The 18998-nt window shown below is 59.5% G+C and carries 16 protein-coding genes and 4 tRNA genes; 4 read left to right on the top strand and 16 right to left on the bottom strand.

What is annotated here, in order from left to right; translation table 11 throughout:
* Positions 1-4: 4 nt before the first annotated feature.
* Positions 5-301 (bottom strand): succinate dehydrogenase assembly factor 2, encoded by a 297-nt coding sequence (locus tag QM647_RS09180; RefSeq protein ID WP_414995199.1) that lies wholly within the window; start codon positions 299-301, stop codon positions 5-7.
* A 64-nt stretch (positions 302-365) separates the two neighbouring features.
* Here QM647_RS09180 and recG point away from each other — a divergent pair, with 64 nt between their 5' ends.
* A complete protein-coding gene (recG, locus tag QM647_RS09175) occupies positions 366-2432 on the top strand; it encodes an ATP-dependent DNA helicase RecG (protein ID WP_414995198.1) in 2067 nt (688 codons plus the stop codon).
* On the opposite strand, the gene QM647_RS09170 is transcribed toward recG, so the two are convergent.
* From QM647_RS09170 to QM647_RS09160, 3 genes are all read right to left on the bottom strand, one after another.
* Complete coding sequence (locus QM647_RS09170) at positions 2429-3550, bottom strand: DUF3089 domain-containing protein (protein ID WP_414995197.1); 1122 nt, start codon at positions 3548-3550, stop codon at positions 2429-2431. The genes recG and QM647_RS09170 overlap by 4 nt on opposite strands.
* Positions 3551-3644: 94 nt before the next feature.
* A complete protein-coding gene (locus tag QM647_RS09165; protein ID WP_414995196.1) occupies positions 3645-4562 on the bottom strand; it encodes a lysophospholipid acyltransferase family protein in 918 nt (305 codons plus the stop codon).
* On the bottom strand, positions 4562-5335 hold the full coding sequence (locus QM647_RS09160) for a glycosyltransferase family 2 protein (protein ID WP_414995195.1): 774 nt from the start codon (positions 5333-5335) through the stop codon (positions 4562-4564). The genes QM647_RS09165 and QM647_RS09160 overlap by 1 nt, the downstream gene beginning before the upstream one ends.
* 61 nt (positions 5336-5396) lie before the next feature.
* On the opposite strand from QM647_RS09160, the gene QM647_RS09155 reads away from it, so the two are divergent.
* Both QM647_RS09155 and sseA read left to right on the top strand, forming a co-directional pair.
* Positions 5397-6890, top strand: coding sequence for a cryptochrome/photolyase family protein (locus QM647_RS09155; RefSeq protein ID WP_414995194.1), 1494 nt, complete (start codon positions 5397-5399; stop codon positions 6888-6890).
* The gene (gene sseA, locus QM647_RS09150) at positions 6887-7717 is read left to right on the top strand and encodes a 3-mercaptopyruvate sulfurtransferase (protein WP_414995193.1); all 831 of its coding nucleotides are present in this window, start codon (positions 6887-6889) and stop codon (positions 7715-7717) included. The genes QM647_RS09155 and sseA overlap by 4 nt, the downstream gene beginning before the upstream one ends.
* A gap of 11 nt (positions 7718-7728) precedes the next feature.
* On the opposite strand, the gene QM647_RS09145 is transcribed toward sseA, so the two are convergent.
* The 9 genes from QM647_RS09145 to QM647_RS09105 all read right to left on the bottom strand — a co-directional run bounded on the left by QM647_RS09145 (position 7729) and on the right by QM647_RS09105 (position 13251).
* Positions 7729-7805, bottom strand: a tRNA-Arg gene (locus QM647_RS09145).
* Between the two features lie 15 nt (positions 7806-7820).
* Positions 7821-8126, bottom strand: a complete 306-nt coding sequence (locus tag QM647_RS09140) for an ETC complex I subunit (RefSeq protein WP_414995192.1) — start codon at positions 8124-8126, stop codon at positions 7821-7823.
* 271 nt (positions 8127-8397) lie between these two features.
* Positions 8398-8474, bottom strand: a tRNA-Pro gene (locus QM647_RS09135).
* 41 nt (positions 8475-8515) lie between these two features.
* Positions 8516-8592 (bottom strand) — tRNA-Pro (locus tag QM647_RS09130).
* A gap of 233 nt (positions 8593-8825) precedes the next feature.
* Positions 8826-9392 (bottom strand): cold-shock protein, encoded by a 567-nt coding sequence (locus QM647_RS09125; protein ID WP_414995191.1) that lies wholly within the window; start codon positions 9390-9392, stop codon positions 8826-8828.
* Between the two features lie 259 nt (positions 9393-9651).
* A tRNA-Glu gene (locus QM647_RS09120) sits at positions 9652-9726 on the bottom strand.
* 88 nt (positions 9727-9814) lie between these two features.
* Positions 9815-11671: a single-stranded-DNA-specific exonuclease RecJ gene (gene recJ, locus QM647_RS09115; RefSeq protein WP_414995190.1), complete on the bottom strand. Its 1857-nt coding sequence runs from the start codon at positions 11669-11671 to the stop codon at positions 9815-9817.
* A gap of 1 nt (position 11672) precedes the next feature.
* Positions 11673-12683, bottom strand: a complete 1011-nt coding sequence (gene glpX, locus QM647_RS09110) for a class II fructose-bisphosphatase (protein WP_414995189.1) — start codon at positions 12681-12683, stop codon at positions 11673-11675.
* 79 nt (positions 12684-12762) lie between these two features.
* Positions 12763-13251, bottom strand: a complete 489-nt coding sequence (locus tag QM647_RS09105) for a hypothetical protein (protein WP_414995188.1) — start codon at positions 13249-13251, stop codon at positions 12763-12765.
* 208 nt (positions 13252-13459) lie between these two features.
* Here QM647_RS09105 and phaC point away from each other — a divergent pair, with 208 nt between their 5' ends.
* Positions 13460-15448: a class I poly(R)-hydroxyalkanoic acid synthase gene (gene phaC / locus QM647_RS09100; RefSeq protein WP_414995187.1), complete on the top strand. Its 1989-nt coding sequence runs from the start codon at positions 13460-13462 to the stop codon at positions 15446-15448.
* 296 nt (positions 15449-15744) lie between these two features.
* Here phaC and QM647_RS09095 read toward each other — a convergent pair whose 3' ends face one another.
* Genes QM647_RS09095 through QM647_RS09085 form a run of 3 tightly spaced genes read right to left on the bottom strand, consistent with a single transcriptional unit; the run spans position 15745 to position 18978 of the window.
* The gene (locus QM647_RS09095) at positions 15745-17412 is read right to left on the bottom strand and encodes a ribonuclease J (protein WP_414995186.1); all 1668 of its coding nucleotides are present in this window, start codon (positions 17410-17412) and stop codon (positions 15745-15747) included.
* Positions 17413-17420: 8 nt separating this feature from the next.
* Positions 17421-18233 (bottom strand): type III pantothenate kinase, encoded by an 813-nt coding sequence (locus tag QM647_RS09090; RefSeq protein ID WP_414995185.1) that lies wholly within the window; start codon positions 18231-18233, stop codon positions 17421-17423.
* Positions 18217-18978, bottom strand: a complete 762-nt coding sequence (locus QM647_RS09085) for a biotin--[acetyl-CoA-carboxylase] ligase (RefSeq protein WP_414995184.1) — start codon at positions 18976-18978, stop codon at positions 18217-18219. The genes QM647_RS09090 and QM647_RS09085 overlap by 17 nt, the downstream gene beginning before the upstream one ends.
* Between the last annotated feature and the right edge of the window lie 20 nt (positions 18979-18998).

Genomic DNA, 18998 nt, shown 5'->3' with positions numbered 1-18998 from the left:
AAATTTAGATCTTTGTGTAAGCTATTTTATAATAATCGTTGAGTTTATTCATAATTATAGATTGATGCGCCGGTGGCGTAGGATCGCGTTCGATGATCCAGCCATAGAGATCCTGGTCCGGCACTTCGAGCAGGACTTCAAAGATATCCAGTTCCTCATCGGTCATTCCGGGCAGCATATCGTCTGCAAAGTTGCCGAGAATGATATCCGCCTCCTTGAAGCCGCGACGCCAGGCGCGGAAGGACAGCTTTCTCAGGCGGGCCTCCCGCAGCCCGGTTTCTGTTTCAGCTTCTTTAGGCACAGCTTTACACTCCCAAACGATCACGAGGCCTTCTCATAAAGCATTTTTGGTGCTTGATAAGCCCATGCGACCAGAAATTTTGTTTCCCTACTATGCGCCGGTCACCAGCCTGAAAGGCGTCGGGCCGAAGCTGGCGCCTGCACTGAGCGCGCATGTCGGGATACATATACGCGACCTGGCCTTCTTCCTGCCATCGGGGCTGATAAAAAGGCCATTGGTAAAGCTGGCCGAGGCACGTATCGGCGAGGTCCAGACGGTGCGGGTGCGAATCGGCGGCTACCCGCCCTCCGCTCCCAAGGCGCCACAGCGCGTCGATGTGTTTGACGATACCGGCCGCCTGCAACTGACCTATTTTCATCGCATCCGTGGCTTCGAAACCCAGCATCCGGTCGGCGCCGAGCGGATAATCAGCGGCAAGATCGAGAAGTACGGCCAGTATTTGCAGATGCCGCACCCAGACTATATCGTCGATGAGGTGCGCGCGGAAGAGATTCCCGCCTGCGAACCGGTCTACCCGGCGACCCTCGACCTGTCGTCCCGGATGATCCGCAAATTTGTCCAGACGGCGCTGGCCAGCCTGCCCGATCTGCCGGAATGGCAGGACAGGCCCCTGCTCGACAAGCATGCCTGGCCAGCCTTCAACGCAGCTCTGGCCCATATTCATCATCCGTCTGGCGAACTGGATATGTCGATCGACTCGCGTCATCGCCTGCGTCTGGCCTATGATGAGGCTCTGGCACACCAGCTGGCGCTGAAAAGCCGTAAGCAGCACCGGCAGAGCACGCCGGCGCGCGTCATCGACTTTCATGATCTATCCGATCGCGCCCTGGCCAGCCTGCCCTTCGGCCTGACGGGGGCGCAGGTGCGTGCGTTGGAAGATATCCGCCGCGACCTGCGCTCCGGCCACCGCATGAACCGCCTAATCCAGGGCGATGTCGGGGCCGGGAAAACCCTGGTAGCCCTGCTGGCGATGATCGATCTTGCCGAGGGCGGGTTCCAGAGCGTGATGATGGCGCCGACCGAGATCCTGGCGCGGCAGCATTACGAAAAAAGTCTGCCAATTCTGGAGGCTATCGGCGTCAGTTCAGTAATAATGACCGGCCGTGATAAGGGCAGGCTCCGTGAGCAGAAGCGGGCTCTTGTGGCTGCCGGCGACGCCACCCTTGTTTTCGGCACCCATGCGGTCTTTCAGGAAGGTGTCGATTTCCACAGCCTGCAGCTGGCGGTGATCGATGAGCAGCACCGCTTCGGTGTCGGGCAACGGCAGAAGCTGTTTTCCAAAGGCGAAGCAGTTCATTACCTGTCAATGTCCGCCACCCCCATTCCGCGCACCCTGGCCCTGACCCAGTATGGTGAGGCCGATCTCAGCATCCTTGACGAAAAGCCGGCCGGCCGGCAGCCGATCCAGACCGCCGTCCTGCCGCGCCAGAGGCTGCCGGATGTCGTCAACCGCCTACGCACCGCTGTGGCGGACGGGTCGCAGGCCTACTGGATCTGTCCGCTGGTCGAGGACACTGCCGAATCCGACCTGATCGCTGTTGAACGGCGCCATCGTGAGCTGCAGGAAGACCTCGGAATCGAGATCGGGCTGGTGCATGGCCGCATGGCCTCCGAAGACAAGGACGCCGTCATCAGCCAATTTGCCTCGGGTGAACTGAAAATCCTGTGCGCCACGACCGTGGTCGAGGTCGGCATCGATGTCCCGACGGCCTCGATCATCATCATCGAACAGGCGGAACGCTTCGGTTTGGCGCAACTGCATCAGTTGCGCGGGCGGGTCGGGCGCGGGCGCGACAAGAGCGCCTGTATCCTGCTCTACGATACGCCCCTGTCGAAGACGGCCCAAGCGCGGCTGGAACTGCTGCGCGATACGGAAGATGGCTTCAAGATCGCCGAAATGGATTGGAAACTGCGCGGTGAAGGCGACATTCTGGGCGCCAAGCAATCCGGCTTTCCCGATTATCGCTTTGTCGATCCGGTGGCCCATACACACCTGATCGCCATGGCGGCGCGTGAGGCGGTCTATATTCTGGAGCATGGCGACGCCCTGCCGGAACCGCGTCGCAAGGCCATTGAGGTGTTGCGACAACTGTTCGACTGGCGATCCGATCTCGCCGACAAGCAGGACTAAGCCGCCGGAACCGCCTCATACTGTTGCCAGCGCGCCTGAACATCCGCCTGAAGATCGCCGTAGAACAGATTGTAAGGATTTACCTTTCTCTGGTCTTCCCATGTACCATCATCGTCGAAGCCTGCGGAATTGGGCTTGTTGACGAATAACAGCCCGCCGAGGCAATGGGCGGAGACCTTGCGCGCGGTCAGGGGAGGCTCGGTGCCCCATTCCAGGCCTGTGGCATTGGTGGCGCCCAGTGAACGGCGGGCATCGATCTCCTCACCCGAAGCCACCCCATTCAGCGGATTGACGCAGACGCCTTTCTGCGACCCCATGGGCAGCAGGTGGTCGCCTTCCCAGAAAGCTGCCTTTTGCAGAACCTGCAGAGCGATATCCGGGCGGCCGGAATCGATGCTGGCATAGCTGATGATGCAGCCTGTCTGCTGGCGCGACAGGCAGACTGGTGTGGGGCTCTGCACGCCAAACTGGCTCTCCGGCACCAGGGTTTCCAGCAGATAGGCCGCCACGAGCTGCGATTTCAGTTCCGGGCTCTTCGCCACCACATCGCGCACCAACCTTGAGGCCAACAAGCCGCCCTGCTCAACCCCGACAATCACAAAGCCCCTGCCACCATGCCGCTGCTTGAGAAAAGCGGTAAAGGCGGCCTCGACGTCCGTATAGGCAAATTGCCGGGCTTCGCGAGAATCTTCCTTGAGGGTCAGCTGGGTGAACAGGCTGCCCTGGCGGTATTTCGGCGCATAGATATTGCCCATGATGGCGAAGGGACCGGCATAGTTTGGCAGTTGCACCCGCTCGACGCCTTCCCGGGCAGCGTTGCTCGTGATCGAGCCCAGCCACTGTTCGCCGCCATTATAGGTCGTGCCGTGGACGAAAAAGACATCGACCTTGCGCGGATCGGCATAATAATGCGCCAGGCCGGGATTAAGATACCAGTCTTCGGGCTTGCGGTAATCCGGCGCGGGCGGCGGATGATAAATCTGGAAGGGAATCTTGGGATCGAGATAATTGCGGTGAATGTCGTTCTGCAAATAAAGGAAGGCCAGCGTCAGAAAGCCAATGATGGCGATTCCGGCCAGGAGGCTGAGTTTGCGCTTTTGTAAAACCTGCTTCCACATTCGCCTGGAAGCTTATGATGTCCTGCCAGCGAAACAAAGCCCGATGGCCCATTAGGGCTTCACTTTTTGTGACCCAAGATAACAGGCAAAGAGCTCATTGCTCAGGTGCCTTGTAGAGGCTGTTCGGCCAGCGCTTGTGAACCCAGAACCATTCTTCCGGATTGTCGCGCACCGCCTTTTCGATAAAAGCACTTATCTTACAGACCGTTGCGTCTATATCCTGAGACTTGTGACCGGTGCTTTCAATCTCTATCGGCTCATGGACGGTGACCCGGAAACGCGCCTTATGAAGCCGGCGAATGGTCAGGGGTTGTAACACCGTGCCGAAACGCTGAGCCAGCTTGGTGGGCCCCGGCGCCGTTTCGGCGATATGGCCAAAGAACGGTGTCGGTACGCCGCGGTTGAACTTCTGGTCGTTCATCAGCCCGACGGATTCGCCTTTCTGCAACCCGGCCAGCAGTTCCTTGGCGCCATCGCCGCCCTTTGGCGCAAACAGGCTGACGCCATAGGCGGCGCGCCCGGCACGAATCCGTGCGTCGACATAGGGGTTATTCGCGGCACGATATGTGACGATATAGGGAATTTTCGCCGCCAGAATAGGGATGTTCATGACCTCCCAGTTCGATAAGTGGCCGGAAATGAAGATCACCGGCTTGCCGCTGGCGGCAATGGCCTCCAGCCGCTCGAATCCCTCGGTCTCAACACGTGACGTATCCTTCACAATCCGGTCCATGACGGCGAATTCACCGGCCATGGTGCGGCCGGTATTTTCCCATTGCTTGCGGATCAGGGTTTCGCGCGCGGCGTCATCCATCTCCGGAAAGGCCAGTTCGAGATTACGCCTGACCGTTTTTTGCACCGGGGTCAGCGGCCCCAGGGTCCTGAACAGCCAGCCACCGAAATCCGAGGCCGTATCGATCGGCAGAAGGCGCGTAAAGCCGGCGAAGAGATCGTACAGCAGGGCTTCGAGGCGCCAGGCGACGTCCTGCCAGAAGGTGGGCTTGCCGGACATCAGTGAACCGCCTTTTGGGCTTTTTGCGCCGACAGGATCTTGCGCAGGCGATTCCATCGCGCTTCGGCCGCCAGGTGACTGCTGTAAAGGCCATCCCAGCCGCCGGTAAAATGGGCGCGGAACAGGTAATAGCGCAGGAAGACGAAGGGATATTCGAACGGCAGGCGCAGGCGAATGGCCCAGGCCGGTTTCTTAAGCACCTTGGCCTGAAGGTTGGTGTAGGAATCGAGCTTGGCGCGAATATGCTCGTAGGAGCGCGCCGAAAAGTGCATCACCGCACCATTGAGCTGGCCAACGGTCTCGTTTTTGGTATCGACCGTATCGTGCACCAGGCTTTCGCGGAAGCGCACGATGCGGCGGTCATAGAGGCGGACATAGTTGTGATAATCGGCCCATAGACGCGGCTTCGCCTTGCCCGGATAGACATTCTTGATACGAAAGCGATAGGCGCTCAGCTTCGGTTGCGTCGCCATCAGCGCTTTGATCTCGGCAAAAAGCGCCGGGGTAACCACTTCATCGGCATCCAGATTGAGAATCCAGTCGTATGATGCACAATCCTCGCTGTAGCGCTTCTGCGGACCATAGCCCGGCCAGTCATGATGAATGACTCGGGCGCCCAGGCCTTCGGCGACGGAGACGGTATCGTCCGTGGAACCGCTGTCGATCACCACCACCTCATCCACCAGTCCCTGGACGGCGCGAATGCACTCACCAATCCGATCGCCTTCGTTTCGGGCGATAATACAGCAGCTTAAGGGTACGTGTCGTGGCATTTCCATGCTACCCCTTGTGCCCAAGAGCACCTGAACAGGCAAGCGTCCTTTTGAGTATATGATGGAAAAACACGACGCAAAACCACCTGTCATTCTCTGGTTCCGTTCTGACCTGCGCCTGCATGACCATGCCGGCGTGGCGGCAGCCCTAGCCAGCGGCCAGCCTGTCCTGCCCGTCTATATCTGGGATGAAAACACCGCCACAAGGCCGCTGGGTGCGGCGTCGAAATGGTGGTTGCACCGGTCACTCGCAGCGCTGGGCTCGGACCTGCGCGGACGCGGGTCGCGGCTGATCATAGAGCGCGGCAATGCTCAGATCATTCTGGCCGGACTGGCGCAAGAATTCAAAGCTAGAACAATTATTTGCTCCCACACTTTTGATCCAGAAACTGAGGTTCATGACCGGCATCTGAGCGAAGCGCTGGCGGATATCGGCGCGGAACTGCACAGGCACAACACCACCCTGCTCACCCTGCCGAACAGCCTGACCACGCAGGCGGGCCAGCCGTTTCGTGTCTTTACGCCCTTCTACAAGGCCCTGCAGGCGTCTGGAATTTGCGATGTGCGGCTGAATTCCGCACCTGTAACCGGCGAATGGTCCACGCCCGACCGATGGCCCCAAGGACTGGCGCTGGAGGCGCTCGGTCTGGAACCAAAGCCTACCCCCTCCGGCAAGGACTGGGCCGCGGGGTTCGATGGTTTCAAACCGGGAGAAGCTGGCGCGCGCGGCCGCTTACGGTCATTCCTGAAAAATCATCTCAAGACCTATGCCGAGGATCGGGACCGGCCAGATCTTGACCTTACCTCCCATTTGTCGCCGCATCTGCGTTTTGGCGAAATCAGCCCGCAGCGCATTCTGTTCGAGACGGCAAAGGCGGTTGAAGCCGACCAAGAACTGACGGTGGGTGCTGACAAGTTCCGAGCCGAACTGGCGTGGCGCGAGTTTTCCTATGGCCTGCTGGCGCAACAACCGCGACTCGATCGGGTCAATTTCAAGCGCGATTTCGATAGCTTCGAATGGCGCGACGACGACGCCGGCTTTGGCGCCTGGTGCCGGGGCGAAACCGGCTATCCGATGGTCGATGCCGGGATGCGCGAGCTCTGGCAGACCGGCTATATGCACAACCGCGTACGCATGGTCGCCGCCTCCTTTCTGGTCAAGCACCTGCTGATCGACTGGCGCCGCGGCGAGCAATGGTTCTGGGATTGCCTGCTCGATGCCGATCCGGCCAATAATCCGGCGAGCTGGCAATGGGTGGCGGGTTGCGGGGCAGATGCCGCCCCCTATTTCCGCATCTTCAACCCGATCACCCAGGCCGAGAAATTTGACCCCAAGGGGCAATATCGCGCCAGATATATACCAGGTTATGCACAGGATGATATGCGACTTGCCCACATGAAGAAGTCGCGTGATCCAGCTGAAAAGGTAGACAAATCACATCATATCCCTGACTATACACAACCGATCGTCGATCACGCCCTTGCCCGCGAGCGGGCACTTGCAACCTATAAGCGGCGCAGCGATGACATGTATCGGCACGGAGACGAGGAATGAGCGCGCAGATAGAACCCGGCTGCCTGAAGGCGCTGAGCGACCGGCAGGCCGTCAGGATTATCGATGGTAGCTGGGCGCTGGACGGCACCGACATGAAGGCGCTTTACGGCCAGTCCCATATTCCCGGCGCCGTTTTCTTCGATCTGGAAGCGATCAGCGATCGAAGCAGTCCCCTACCACACATGGCGCCCTCACCGGCCCAATTCGCCGATGCCGTGGGGCAGATGGGCGTTTCGGCGACGGACCATGTCGTCATCTATGATCGCCAGGGCTTGTTTTCAGCGGCACGGGTGTGGTGGACCTTCAAACTGATGGGCCATGACAAGGTGCAGGTGCTGCGCGGCGGCCTGCCCGCCTGGCAGGCAGAGGGATTGCCTGTCACGGACACTGTGGAGACGCCGTCGCACGTGACCTACCCCCCTCATCCGACACCTGAAATGGCCATGGGTCTGGAAGAACTGCGAACCGTGCTGAAAAAGGGGGAATCTGTTGTTCTGGATGCCCGCCCGGCAGGCCGCTTTGCCGGCACTGTGCCAGAACCACGCGCCGGACTGCGGTCAGGTCATATGCCCGGCGGCCGAAGCCTGCCGTTCGGTGAGCTGATCAGCGGCGGGACATTGAAGCCGAGGGCCGAACTTGAAGATATTTTGCGCGATCATGGCGTGGTAGATGGGGCTGACATCGTCACGACCTGCGGTTCGGGCGTGACGGCCGCCATTATCAGCCTGGCGCTTTATGAAACCGGCCACAAGGATACGCGGCTTTATGACGGCTCCTGGGCAGAATGGGGTCAGGCAAGCCTGGACACCGAGGTTGAGACGGCCTGATGGCGCGCAGGTGGCGACTCCGACAGGGCTCGAACCTGTAACCGTCCGCTTAGAAGGCGGATGCTCTATCCAGTTGAGCTACGGAGCCTGAAACCCGAAAGGGCTAGTGCGTCCAGCTTTGTCTGCGGCCGTAGGCGAAATTGTCGGCATAGGCCTTGATGATCTTCGGCGGCAATTCGGGCTCAACGAGGCGGTACGGAATACCGTGGTGCTCGGCGAAGGCCATGGCCTGGTCCTTGGTCTCGAAAGTCAGGCGGACCTGCGCATCGGTATCGGCGGAGGATGTCCAGCCCATTAGCGGGTCCGGGGTGCGCGCCGACTTGGGTTCGAACTCCAGAATCCAGTCGTGAGTCTTGCCGCGGCCGGATTGCATGGCGGTCTTGGCGGGCTTGAAAATACGCGCAAACATCGTCGTCTCCTGAAGCGCTTCCGAAAAGTGTAACGCACTTTTCGGATTAAAAGCGCGCGGAAAGCAGGCCGTACGGATTCGTTGGCCCGTACGCTCCTTGTCTGTTACTACCAAACCTATAAGAAAGACAATACAGCCACTCGCCCTGCGTGGTACATTTTTTGTCGGGGCAAGAAAACTGTCTTCACTGTGCTAAGCGGTAACAAGGCAGTTCGCGTCTCCCGGCTCAAAGCATTAAAAAAGCCGGTCCTTATGGGACCGGCTTTTTTAATGGTCGGGGCGAGAGGATTCGAACCTCCGGCCTCCTGCTCCCGAAGCAGGCGCGCTACCAGGCTGCGCTACGCCCCGACACTATAAATTTCCCACCACAGGCTTTCACGCCGATGTGCTGGTCGGGGCGAGAGGATTCGAACCTCCGACCTGCTGCACCCAAAACAGCTGCGCTACCAGGCTGCGCTACACCCCGTCGCCCGGCCAGGATCAGATGAGCACTGGCTGAGAGGCGCGCTTCATGCCACTTTCGCTTCGCGTCCGCAAGCCCTCAAAACAGGAAAAAACGCCAAGCCGCTGAGTTTTATCGCTTTCACCGCGCCCCATCACCATAAAAACGTGGATAACCCAGAGCACGTGTGACATGCGAAAAACGCCGGCGGTTACCCGTCGGCGCTTTTCATGAAAACCTGATCTGGCTTTAAGTTTTTATACCAGGGCCCGGGGATGGACCTCGGTGACGACAAGCCCCTTGGGACCTTCGCCAAAGCGTACCATGATGGTATCGCCCTGCTGGACATCTTCCAGGCCATATCGACGCAGTGTCTCGATATGGATGAAGATATCCGTCGGGTCATTGCCGCGAACAACGAAGCCATAGCCCTTGGTGCGGTTGAACCACTTGATCGTGGCGGCTTCCAGATCACCGACCCGAACCCCTTCCGGCACCGAACGCGACGCGCGCAGGCCGGGTGAATCCGATCGTGCAATCGCATGACCGACATCGGCCGCGGCATCCAGGTCGTCTATTTCGATAACCTGCCAGCCCTTGGCACGCTTGGCAATCTTGCAGCTGATCTTCGCTCCTTCATGGGCGCTGTCACGTCCCTGATCGCGAAGGCTGGAAATGTGAAGCAGAACATCCCGCATACCGGTCAATGTCGGGTCCTGCGGTACGATGAAGCCATAACCCTTGGCAGCGTCAAACCATTTTACGTGCCCTGAGATCGATACTAACTCGTCGACTTCGCTCTTATTGTAATCAAACAAACTCATATATCCTCACCCATGTCGCCATGTACTAGCAAGTGACACCATTTATAATAACACGGATATCTCAATTTGGGAGGCAAAAAAGAGAAAATATTCGTATGGATTGAGAAAATACGCTAGAAAATCGTTTTAGGCGAGTACTTTTGTGATCACGCGACCACGTGAGAACGTTACCAAACGGTAATTTTCTGTGGATAAGTCAGCAGGGCACATCCAAACAGGCCCGCGAACGATAAATTTAGGCTGAAAAAAGCAAGCCCTGTGGCAGTCCCTAGGGGAGTCGAACCCCTCTTTTCAGGTTGAAAACCTGACGTCCTAACCGATAGACGAAGGGACCGCGTTCAGGAGGTGCGCTTGGTAACCGTTCTCCCTTATCTATGCAAGCGCTATTTTTATTTTATTTCTTTAACGATCTTCGTGACCTGTCAGGCCAGGGCCACATCCTCAATTTCCAGTTGAACCCCTCGCCGCCCCATATAGTCATCGGCTTTCAGGCGCCCCAAGACGTGAATCAGACCCGCAGGACGCAGCAAGGCGTCACCTATGGCTGTACCCTCTGCCCGCCACATGATTCCCTTCAGCTTCGCGCCGGTATCGTCATTCAACTCGAAGCGGACATGTCCGCCCTTCATTACTTGCGCGAATCCGACTCGTACCGAGCTGAAGGCCAGAAGGGGTTCCGGATTACCCTGCCCATAAGGCGCCAGCAGATCGAAGCAATCATAGAGGGCCCGTGTGGCCGCGCGCACGCTCAGGATGGCGTCGACATCGACGGTCTCGATCAGATCGGCTTCCGCAACATGGCTGGAAACATAGTCATTGATAAACCGGCGCAGCTCGCCGATTCGCTCGCGCTCAACGCTTAAGCCCGCCGCCATGGCATGACCGCCACCAGAGAGCAAAATCCCCGCCTCGAAAGCGGCGCCCACCGCCTCCCCCAGATTAATTCCGGCTTGCGACCGGCCCGATCCCTTGCCCATGCCGCTGACCGGATCGATACCGATTATGACCACCGGCTTGTGCCAGCGTTCGCGCAGACGCCCCGCCACAATGCCAATCACGCCCGGATGCCAGTCCTCGCGCGCCACGACGATGACCGGGTCCTCGCTGGGCCAGAGCCCTTGCGTTTCCGCTACCTGCACCGCCTCTTCCAGCACCTGAGCCTCGATATCGCGCCGGGTATGGTTGAGCGCGTCGAGTTCCTGAGCCAACCCGGCAGCCTCGTCGGCATCATCGGTCGACAGCAGGCGAACGCCGAGATCGGAACGCCCGACCCGCCCGCCGGCGTTGATGCGCGGGCCGATGACGAAACCGGAATGGAAGGTGCTCATCAGGCTCACGGCGGACGACTTGTCACCTGCCACGGTCATCAGGGCGTTGATGCCGGCATTCTTGCGCTGCGACATGATCTTCAGCCCCTGCGCCGCCAGGGCGCGGTTGAAGCCGGTCAGGGCCGTGACGTCACAGATGGCGCCGAGCGCCGATAGATCCAGCCACTGGCGAAGGTCCGGCTTTGCCCGATCCGTAAACAGGCCACGCTTTTCCGCTTCGCGGTTCAATCCCGCGAGTACGACAAACACCACGCCCGCGGCTGCCAGATTACCCTGTGCCGAGCCGCAACCGGGCCGGTTCGGGTTGACAACAGCCAGCGCACGCGGCGGCTCCTCGCGCATCAGGTGGTGGTCGATCACAACGACATCGAGGCCTATATCCGCGGCATGATCGAGCGCCTTGTGCGCCATCGCGCCGCAATCAACCGTGATGACGAGGTCGGTCCCCTGACGTTTGAGGGTATCGAAGGCCGCATTGGAGGGGCCATAGCCTTCCGTCAGGCGATCGGGGACATAGACATCCAGCTCGTGGCCCATGTGACGGAACCAACGCACCAGCTGCGCCGCACTGGTGGCGCCGTCGACATCGTAGTCGGCGAAAATGCTGATCTTCGCCTTGCGCTTCAGAGCATCGAGCATGGCGGTCACCGCCTTATCCATGTCCATGAAGGCTGACGGTTCAGGAAAAAGCGCCTTCAATGTCGGGAAAATGAAGTCCTGCAAGGTGTCCGACGTTATTCCGCGCCCGGCGGCAAAACGAGCCAACGGTTCGACGAAATCGCTCTCGGCGACATTCATCAGAGCCAGGCGGTGGGTAATCTCGCGCAGGCTTTCCGCAGAAACACCATTGGCGGCCACGCGCTCGCGCCACATCCGGCCGCTCAGAGAGGCCGTGACGCCGAGATAGGGCGGCACGTCGACTGCGGGTTTCAGGGGCGCGCCTGTATCCATGTCAGGCCTTCACCAGCGGGCGGCGCATGGAAAGACGGCGCACCGTATGAGTTTTGGAAATCATGACAAGGCTTTCGGTGGTGACGAAGCCGTCGCCGCGCACATTGGTTTCCTTTTGAACGCCACGCAACAGCGTGCCGTGGGTTATACCGGTGGCGATGAAAACGGCATCGGAACTAACCAGGTCGTTGAGCGTGTATTTGCGGTCGAAATCGGTCACGCCCAAACGGGCGGCACGGCTGCGCTCGTCGGCATTGCGGAACACCAGGCGTCCCTGGAACTGACCGCCGACGCATTTCAGCGCAGCACAGGCCAGCACACCTTCCGGCGCGCCGCCCTGCCCCATATATATGTCGATGCCGGTTTCCGGCTGGGCGGTATGGATTACACCGGCCACATCGCCATCGGTGATAAGGTGGACGCGTGCCCCGGCCTTACGCAGGCCGGTGATGATGGCATCGTGACGCGGTCGGTCGAGCACGCAGGCCACGATTTCCGAAGGCGCCACACCCTTGGCTTTCGCCAGGGAGCGGACATTTTCTTCCGGCGTCCAGTCGAGATCCACCACGCCTTCCGGATAACCGGGCCCGATGGCCAGCTTTTCCATATAGGTATCGGGCGCATGCAGCATACCGCCACGCGGCGCAAAGGCGATCACCGCCAGGGCATTGGCCATGGCCTTGGCGGCCAGGGTTGTACCCTCGAGCGGATCGAGCGCAATATCGATGGCCGGTCCCTTGCCGGTGCCGACCGATTCACCGATGTAGAGCATGGGCGTTTCATCCCGATCCCCCTCGCCGATGACGATGCGGCCGTCCATTTCTATGGCGTTGAGCGCATTGCGCATGGCATCGACCGCTGCCTGATCGGCCGCGCGTTCATCGCCGCCACCGACATGAGCATGGCAGGCGATGGCGGCTTCTTCCGCCACCCGAACGATATCGAGGCTCAGGTCGAAATCGCGTGCGGCCCTGGGCCGGGCGTCCTTGGTGAAATCCGCTGTTTCTGGCATTTTCTTCTTCTTTTTTTGAGGGTGGCTTGGCTGGCGTCACCCGGTCCCTGTTGCCGAGTGTGGATATCCAACCGCCGGATTATTTTATAGGCGGGGGCGCGGCGCCACGTTTGCGCAAGTCAGCCGCCATGGCATCGATCTGGGCCGGGGTAAGATCGGTATCGATCGGCCCAGCCTGTGCCGGATCAATGCGGCTTTTTGCATCCGCCGCGAATGTCTCGGCAACCGTATCGTCCCAGACAAGAGCAGCGACTTCCGCCTTCAACTGCTTGCCCTTGGTCTTGGTGGCATGAACCTGGGCCTTGATTTCCCGGGCCGTCGGCACATCCGTGGGCGGAACCGGAAATTCGGACCATTTGGGCATGGTATCCAGATTTGCCTGAGCGGTTGTCTGGGCTGCGGGCTCGGGAGACGTTGGGGGTAGAGTTTCGGGCGTTGCCTGGGGAGCGGTCTCGGAAGTCGCTTGAGGCGCTGCATCCGTAGTCTGCGCCCACAGGTGAGTCGCGCCCGAGGCCAGGGCCAACACGAGAACAGACGCCGGCAAACGCAGCAGATAGCTTTTTTTCAACGCAATGCGCTCCATAGGGCGACGGTTCGAGGGAGGAAATCAGCGTTCACAATCCTGACTTGTCCTCATGGGTAACATAAAATACCGGCAGGGATATGACCAAGACAAGCAAAATCCGGTGCAGTGAAATATAATTTTAGACGGCTTGACCTCCGAACCCAAGGGCGGCCAGTGTAGACACGGGCACCAGAATAGCCGGGAATCGCTCATGACCAAAACACCGCGCAAAGCCGCTCCGAGTACCGCCACCCCGGTGACCAAGGTCGCCGCAAAGCCAAAAGCGACGGCGGCAGAGAGGACTCCTGAAAAGGCAAGCAGAAAAGCGCCCGCGCTGAAGGCAGCACCTGTCAAAAAGGCGGCAACGAAGCCGGTAGCGCCTGAAAAGCCATTTGTCCCGCCTCCGATCGAGACGCCCGAGCCGCCCGCCTTCGACAACGATACCCTGCGCAAGATGGAAGCCCTGTCGGTCAATATCGCCAAGGCGGCAATGACCGCCCAGAGCGCCTTGGCAAAGACGGTTTTCGCGCAAGGTGACAGTAGCGCCCTGCCCGGCGATCCCTTCCAGGTCGGGCCGGCCATGACAGAAGTCATGAATTCCCTGGCTCAGAAGCCGGACAAGCTGGTCGAGGCACAAAGCGAGCTCCTGACGGGCTATATGGAACTGTGGGGCAAGATGACCCGCCGAACTCTTGGCACAGAAGCGGCGCCGGGCGGCAAATCGGCAGATAAGCGCTTTGCCGATCCGCATTGGCAGGAAAACATCATGTTTGACATGATGCGGCAATCCTACCTGCTGTCATCGAACTGGATCAACAAGCTGATCAGCAGCGCCGAGGGCATCGACCCGATGGTCAAGCGCCGGGCGGAGTTTTTCACCAAGCTGCTGACCGATGCCATGTCACCGTCCAACTTCCTGTTCTCCAATCCGGCCGCGCTCAAAGCCCTGGTGGAGACCAGCGGGGAAAGCCTGGTCAAGGGCATGGAACGTTTCGCCGATGACATGGCGCGCGGCGATGGAAAGCTGAAGATCAGCCAGGCCGATACCGACAGTTTCGTTGTTGGACGTAATGTCGCCACCACGCCCGGCAAGGTCATCTATCGCGGGCCTTATTTCGAGCTGCTGCAATACAGCCCGACCACGGAACAGGTGCGCGACATTCCACTGCTGATCTTCCCGCCGTGGATCAACAAGTTCTATATTCTCGACCTGCAGAGCAAGAATTCGCTGATCAAGTGGCTGGTCGACCAGGGCTTTTCCGTCTTCCTCGTCGCCTGGGTCAATCCCGATGCCTCGATGAAGGACACGACCTTCGAGGATTACCTGTTCGGCGGGGTCTATGAGGCTGTGCAGAAGGTGATCGAGCAGACCGGCGCGAAGTCGGTCAATGCCGTGGGCTACTGCATCGGTGGCACCCTGCTCGGCTGCGCCCTCGCCCACATGGCGGCCAAGGGCGACCGGACGATTTCATCGGCTACCTTCTTCACCGCGCAGCACGATTTTTCCGAAGCCGGCGATCTCTTGCTGTTCACAAGCGAAACCTGGCTGAAGGAGCTGGAGCGCCAGATGGATGCCGCCGGTGGTGTCCTGCCCGGCTCGGCCATGGCCGATACCTTCAATTCCTTGCGCGCCAATGATCTGGTCTGGTCCTTCTTCGTCAATAACTACCTGCTGGGCAAGGAGCTGACGCCTTTCGACCTCTTGTGCTGGAACGCCGATCAGACGCGGATGCCCAAGGCGCTGCACATGTTCTACCTGCGCAAGTTCTATGGCGAAAACGCGCTGACCAATCACAAACTCACCTTGGCCGGAGTCGATATCGACCTGAAGAAGGTGACGATCCCGATCTATGAACAGGCAGGACGCGAGGATCATATCGCCCCGCCCGGCTCGGTCTATAAGGGCTCGAAGCTGTTCGGCGGTCCGGTGACCTTCATGCTGGCGGGTTCCGGCCATATTGCCGGCGTCGTCAATCCGCCGGACGCGAAGAAGTACATGCACTGGCTCAATGAAGCCCATCCCGATACACTGAAGGAATGGATCGACACCGCCGTGGAGCACCCCGGTTCCTGGTGGCCCCACTGGGCCGGCTGGCTCAATGAACGCGCCGGCAAAATGGTGCCGGCACGCGACCCGGCCAATGGCAAGCTCAAACCCTTGATGGACGCGCCTGGCTCTTACGTCATGGTCAAGTCATGATTTTTCGCCTGGTGCGTTAATCTGAGAACGGAAATTAGTTAAGAAATTTCAACGCACTAACTGGCCATTTTCTCAGGCTTTACGAAGTGATAAAATCAACATTGATTTTATCACTTCCAGAAATTATTCTTTAATAATTCAACGCACTAACCGAATATAGCCGATTTTTACCGGATAGAGCCAAACTCCAGAATCAAAATAATCAACATTGACTAATGTTAATGCACTGATCTCAATGGTAAAAGCGGCTCACCGGTGAGGCGAACCGCAAAAATCCCTTGCCGCACGAAACCGTTTCAGGTGCGCAGAATGATGGTTTCGACGATCGGGCGGCGTCCCCAGATCGCCTGGGCCGCCTTCTTGACGATCCGCGCCACCAGGGTTTCGACGGCTTCGTCATCTTCCCGCGTTTCGGTCGGCATAGCCTTGATCGCCTTCTCGACGCTGTTGCAAATGGCTTCCAGCTGGTCGGAGATGATGTCGTCGTCCTCATAGGCCAGGCCCAGCCCACGCACCTCAACGATGGAGGACAGGCGGTTCTTGCCATCGAGCGCGAAGGCGACGAACATCATGCCGTTATGGGCGGCATGGCGGCGTTCGCGCAGGGCATCGGAAGCCTCCGGCACCAAATGGCCGCCATCGACGAACAGGCGGCCCGACGGCACCTCATCAACAATCTCGGCCAGACCCGGCGCCAGACGCACCATCTCGCCATTGTGCGGCGTGATATGCTCCTCCACACCGCATTCCTCGGCCAGGGCCGCGTGCTTCAGCAGGTGGCGGCGTTCGCCATGGGTCGGCACGGCGACGCGCGGACGCGCCAGGGCATACATTTCCTTGAGCTCATCGCGGCACGGATGGCCGGAAACGTGGATGCCGGGATGGTCGCGCTCGGTATGGATCTCGACGCCCAGGTCCGACAGGCGGTTCTGCAGGGAACGGATCGAGATTTCATTGCCGGGAATGACGCGCGAGGAGAAGACGCAGGCATCGCCTTCCTTAAGTTTGACGAGCGGATGATTGCCATCGGCGATGCGCGACAAAGCGGCGCGCGGCTCACCCTGTGAACCTGTGCAGAGATAGAGCACCTCATTGGCCTTCAGGTGCTGGGCTTCGCCTTCGGTCACCGGCTCCGGGACACCAGCCAGCAGCCCGACATGACGGGCCGCAGCGGTGATGCGGTGCATCGAACGGCCGACCAGGCAGACCTTGCGGCCGGCTTCCATGGCGGCGCGCATGACGGAATCGACCCGCGCCACATTCGAGGCAAAGCAGGCAACGGCGACGCGTTTTTTAAGGCCTTTGATGACCTTTGTCAGTTCGATGCGGACATCATCTTCGGAACCGGCGCGGCCCTCAACAAAGACATTGGTCGAATCGCAGACCATGGCCAGCAGGCCTTCGTCGCCCAGCTTGCGAATGGCGGGAATATCGGTCGGGCTGCCGGTGATCGGCGCCTCGTCGAATTTCCAGTCGCCGGTATGGAAAACCGTGCCCAGTTCGGTACGGATGGCCAGGCCGTTCGGCTCGGCGATCGAGTGCGTGAGCGTAATATAGTCGATATCGAACGGCCCGAGCGCCACCTTGCCATTGAGCGGCACCTCGGTGAGATCAAAATCCTCAACGCCGGCCTCGCGTAGCTTCTCGCGCACCAGATAGGCGGTGAAGGGCGTGGCGAAGACCGGCGCCTTGATCTTTTCCCACAGCCACCCTATGGCGCCGATATGGTCCTCGTGGGCATGGGTCAACACGATGCCGAGAATGTTTTCGCCGATCAGGAATTCGGGATCGGGCACGATCACCTCGATCCCCGGCGTCGTCAGGTCACCGAAGGTGACACCGACATCGACAATGATCCATTGCCGGTTATCCGCCGGGCCGAACCCGTAGAGGTTCAGGTTCATGCCGATTTCGTTCGATCCGCCCAGAGGCAGGAACACCAGTTCGTCTTTGTGCTTTTTCATCTTGTTCTTTATGCCGTTCGGGTTGCGGCGGCTTCAGCGAGCGTCCGCTTGTAGATTTCGAGCAGGCCACGCAGGGTCAGGTCGTGGTCGAAATGATCGATCCTGTCTGTAGCCCCTTCAAACAGGGACGCAACCCCGCCTGTGGCGATAACCGTCATCTTTTGCCCATATTCGGCCTGGATGGAGGCAATCATGTACTCGATCAGGCCGATATAGCCCCAGAAGATGCCGGACTGCATGGCGCTGACCGTATCCTTGCCGATCCGGCGGGCCGGTTTTTCGATGGCAATGCGCGGCAGCTTGGCCGCTGCCTGGTGCAGGGCCTGCAGGGACAGGTTGATGCCGGGGGCAATCGCCCCGCCTTCATAGCCACCATCGGCGCCGACGACATCGAAAGTGGTGGCCGTGCCGGAATCGATGATGATCAGCGGGCCCGAATAGCTCATATGGCCGCCGACGGCATTGACCAGGCGGTCGGCGCCGGCTTCGCGCGGCTTATCGATGCGGACCTCGATGCCGAGGTGGGTATTTTCGCCGACAATATAGGGCTGGCGGTTGCCGACCAGATAGCGCTGGGCCAGCTTGCGCAGGTTGAACAGCGACTGCGGCACGACCGAAGAGATGATGCAATCGTCAATTGCTTTGAAATCCAGCCCCTGCATCTGCATCAGCTGGTGGAGCCAGGCGGCGTATTCATCGGCCGTGCGCGTGCTTTCGGTGGCCACACGCCACTGAGCGATCCAGCCGCTGCCGTCACGGGCCAAGCCGTCATGGATGGCGAACAGCGTATTGGTATTACCTTGTTCAATCGCCAGAAGCATGGACCAGATCTCCATATGTGATATCGCCGCCGGTGACGGTATAGACCTGACCGTCCGCCGCCCTGATCTTCAACCCGCCGAACTCATCAAGGCCGTCTATACGGCCGGTCAGGGTGGCGCCTTCGTGCGTGACGTTGACCAGACGATCAACTCCATAGGCGCGCTTAAGCCACGCCTTGGCGATATCATTGAAATCCGAACGGCGCCACAGATCAAGCACGCCATCGAGGTGGCCATTCAGCTTGTGCAACAGAGCCACCGGATCGAGATTTTTGGCTTCCGGGCTGATCTCCTTCAGCGCCACGGTCAGGTAGCCTTCCAGAATCGGCGCCACACGCAGGTTCATGCCGATGCCGATAACGACACCGAGATGGCCCGGTGTTTCGGTCGCCTCGGTCTGGACCAGTATGCCGCACAGCTTGCGGCCACGATGCAGGATATCGTTCGGCCACTTGATGCGCATGGATTGGTCGGTATCCGGCACCAGCGGACGCAGCATCTCATAGACGGCCAGGGCCGTAACGAAGGACAGCTGCGGGGCGCGACGGACATCCAGTTCCATGGTCTCCCAGCGCGAAGCCATGAAATTGCCCTTGGTGCCGACCCAAGACTTGCCGTGACGGCCAACACCCTTGGTCTGCTCCTTCGCCAGTATCCAGCCGGCCCCTTCCCGCCCAGCACGCAGCCGGGCCAGGCTCAGATCCTGAGTTGACGAAAGAGAGTCGAAGATTTCGAAATCGGCCACAAGCACTATCCCAAAAGCAA

Origin of the sequence: Asticcacaulis sp., assembly GCF_047605585.1 — a bacterium.
Classification (GTDB): domain Bacteria; phylum Pseudomonadota; class Alphaproteobacteria; order Caulobacterales; family Caulobacteraceae; genus Asticcacaulis.
This window is presented reverse-complemented; position numbering and strand designations above follow the sequence as displayed.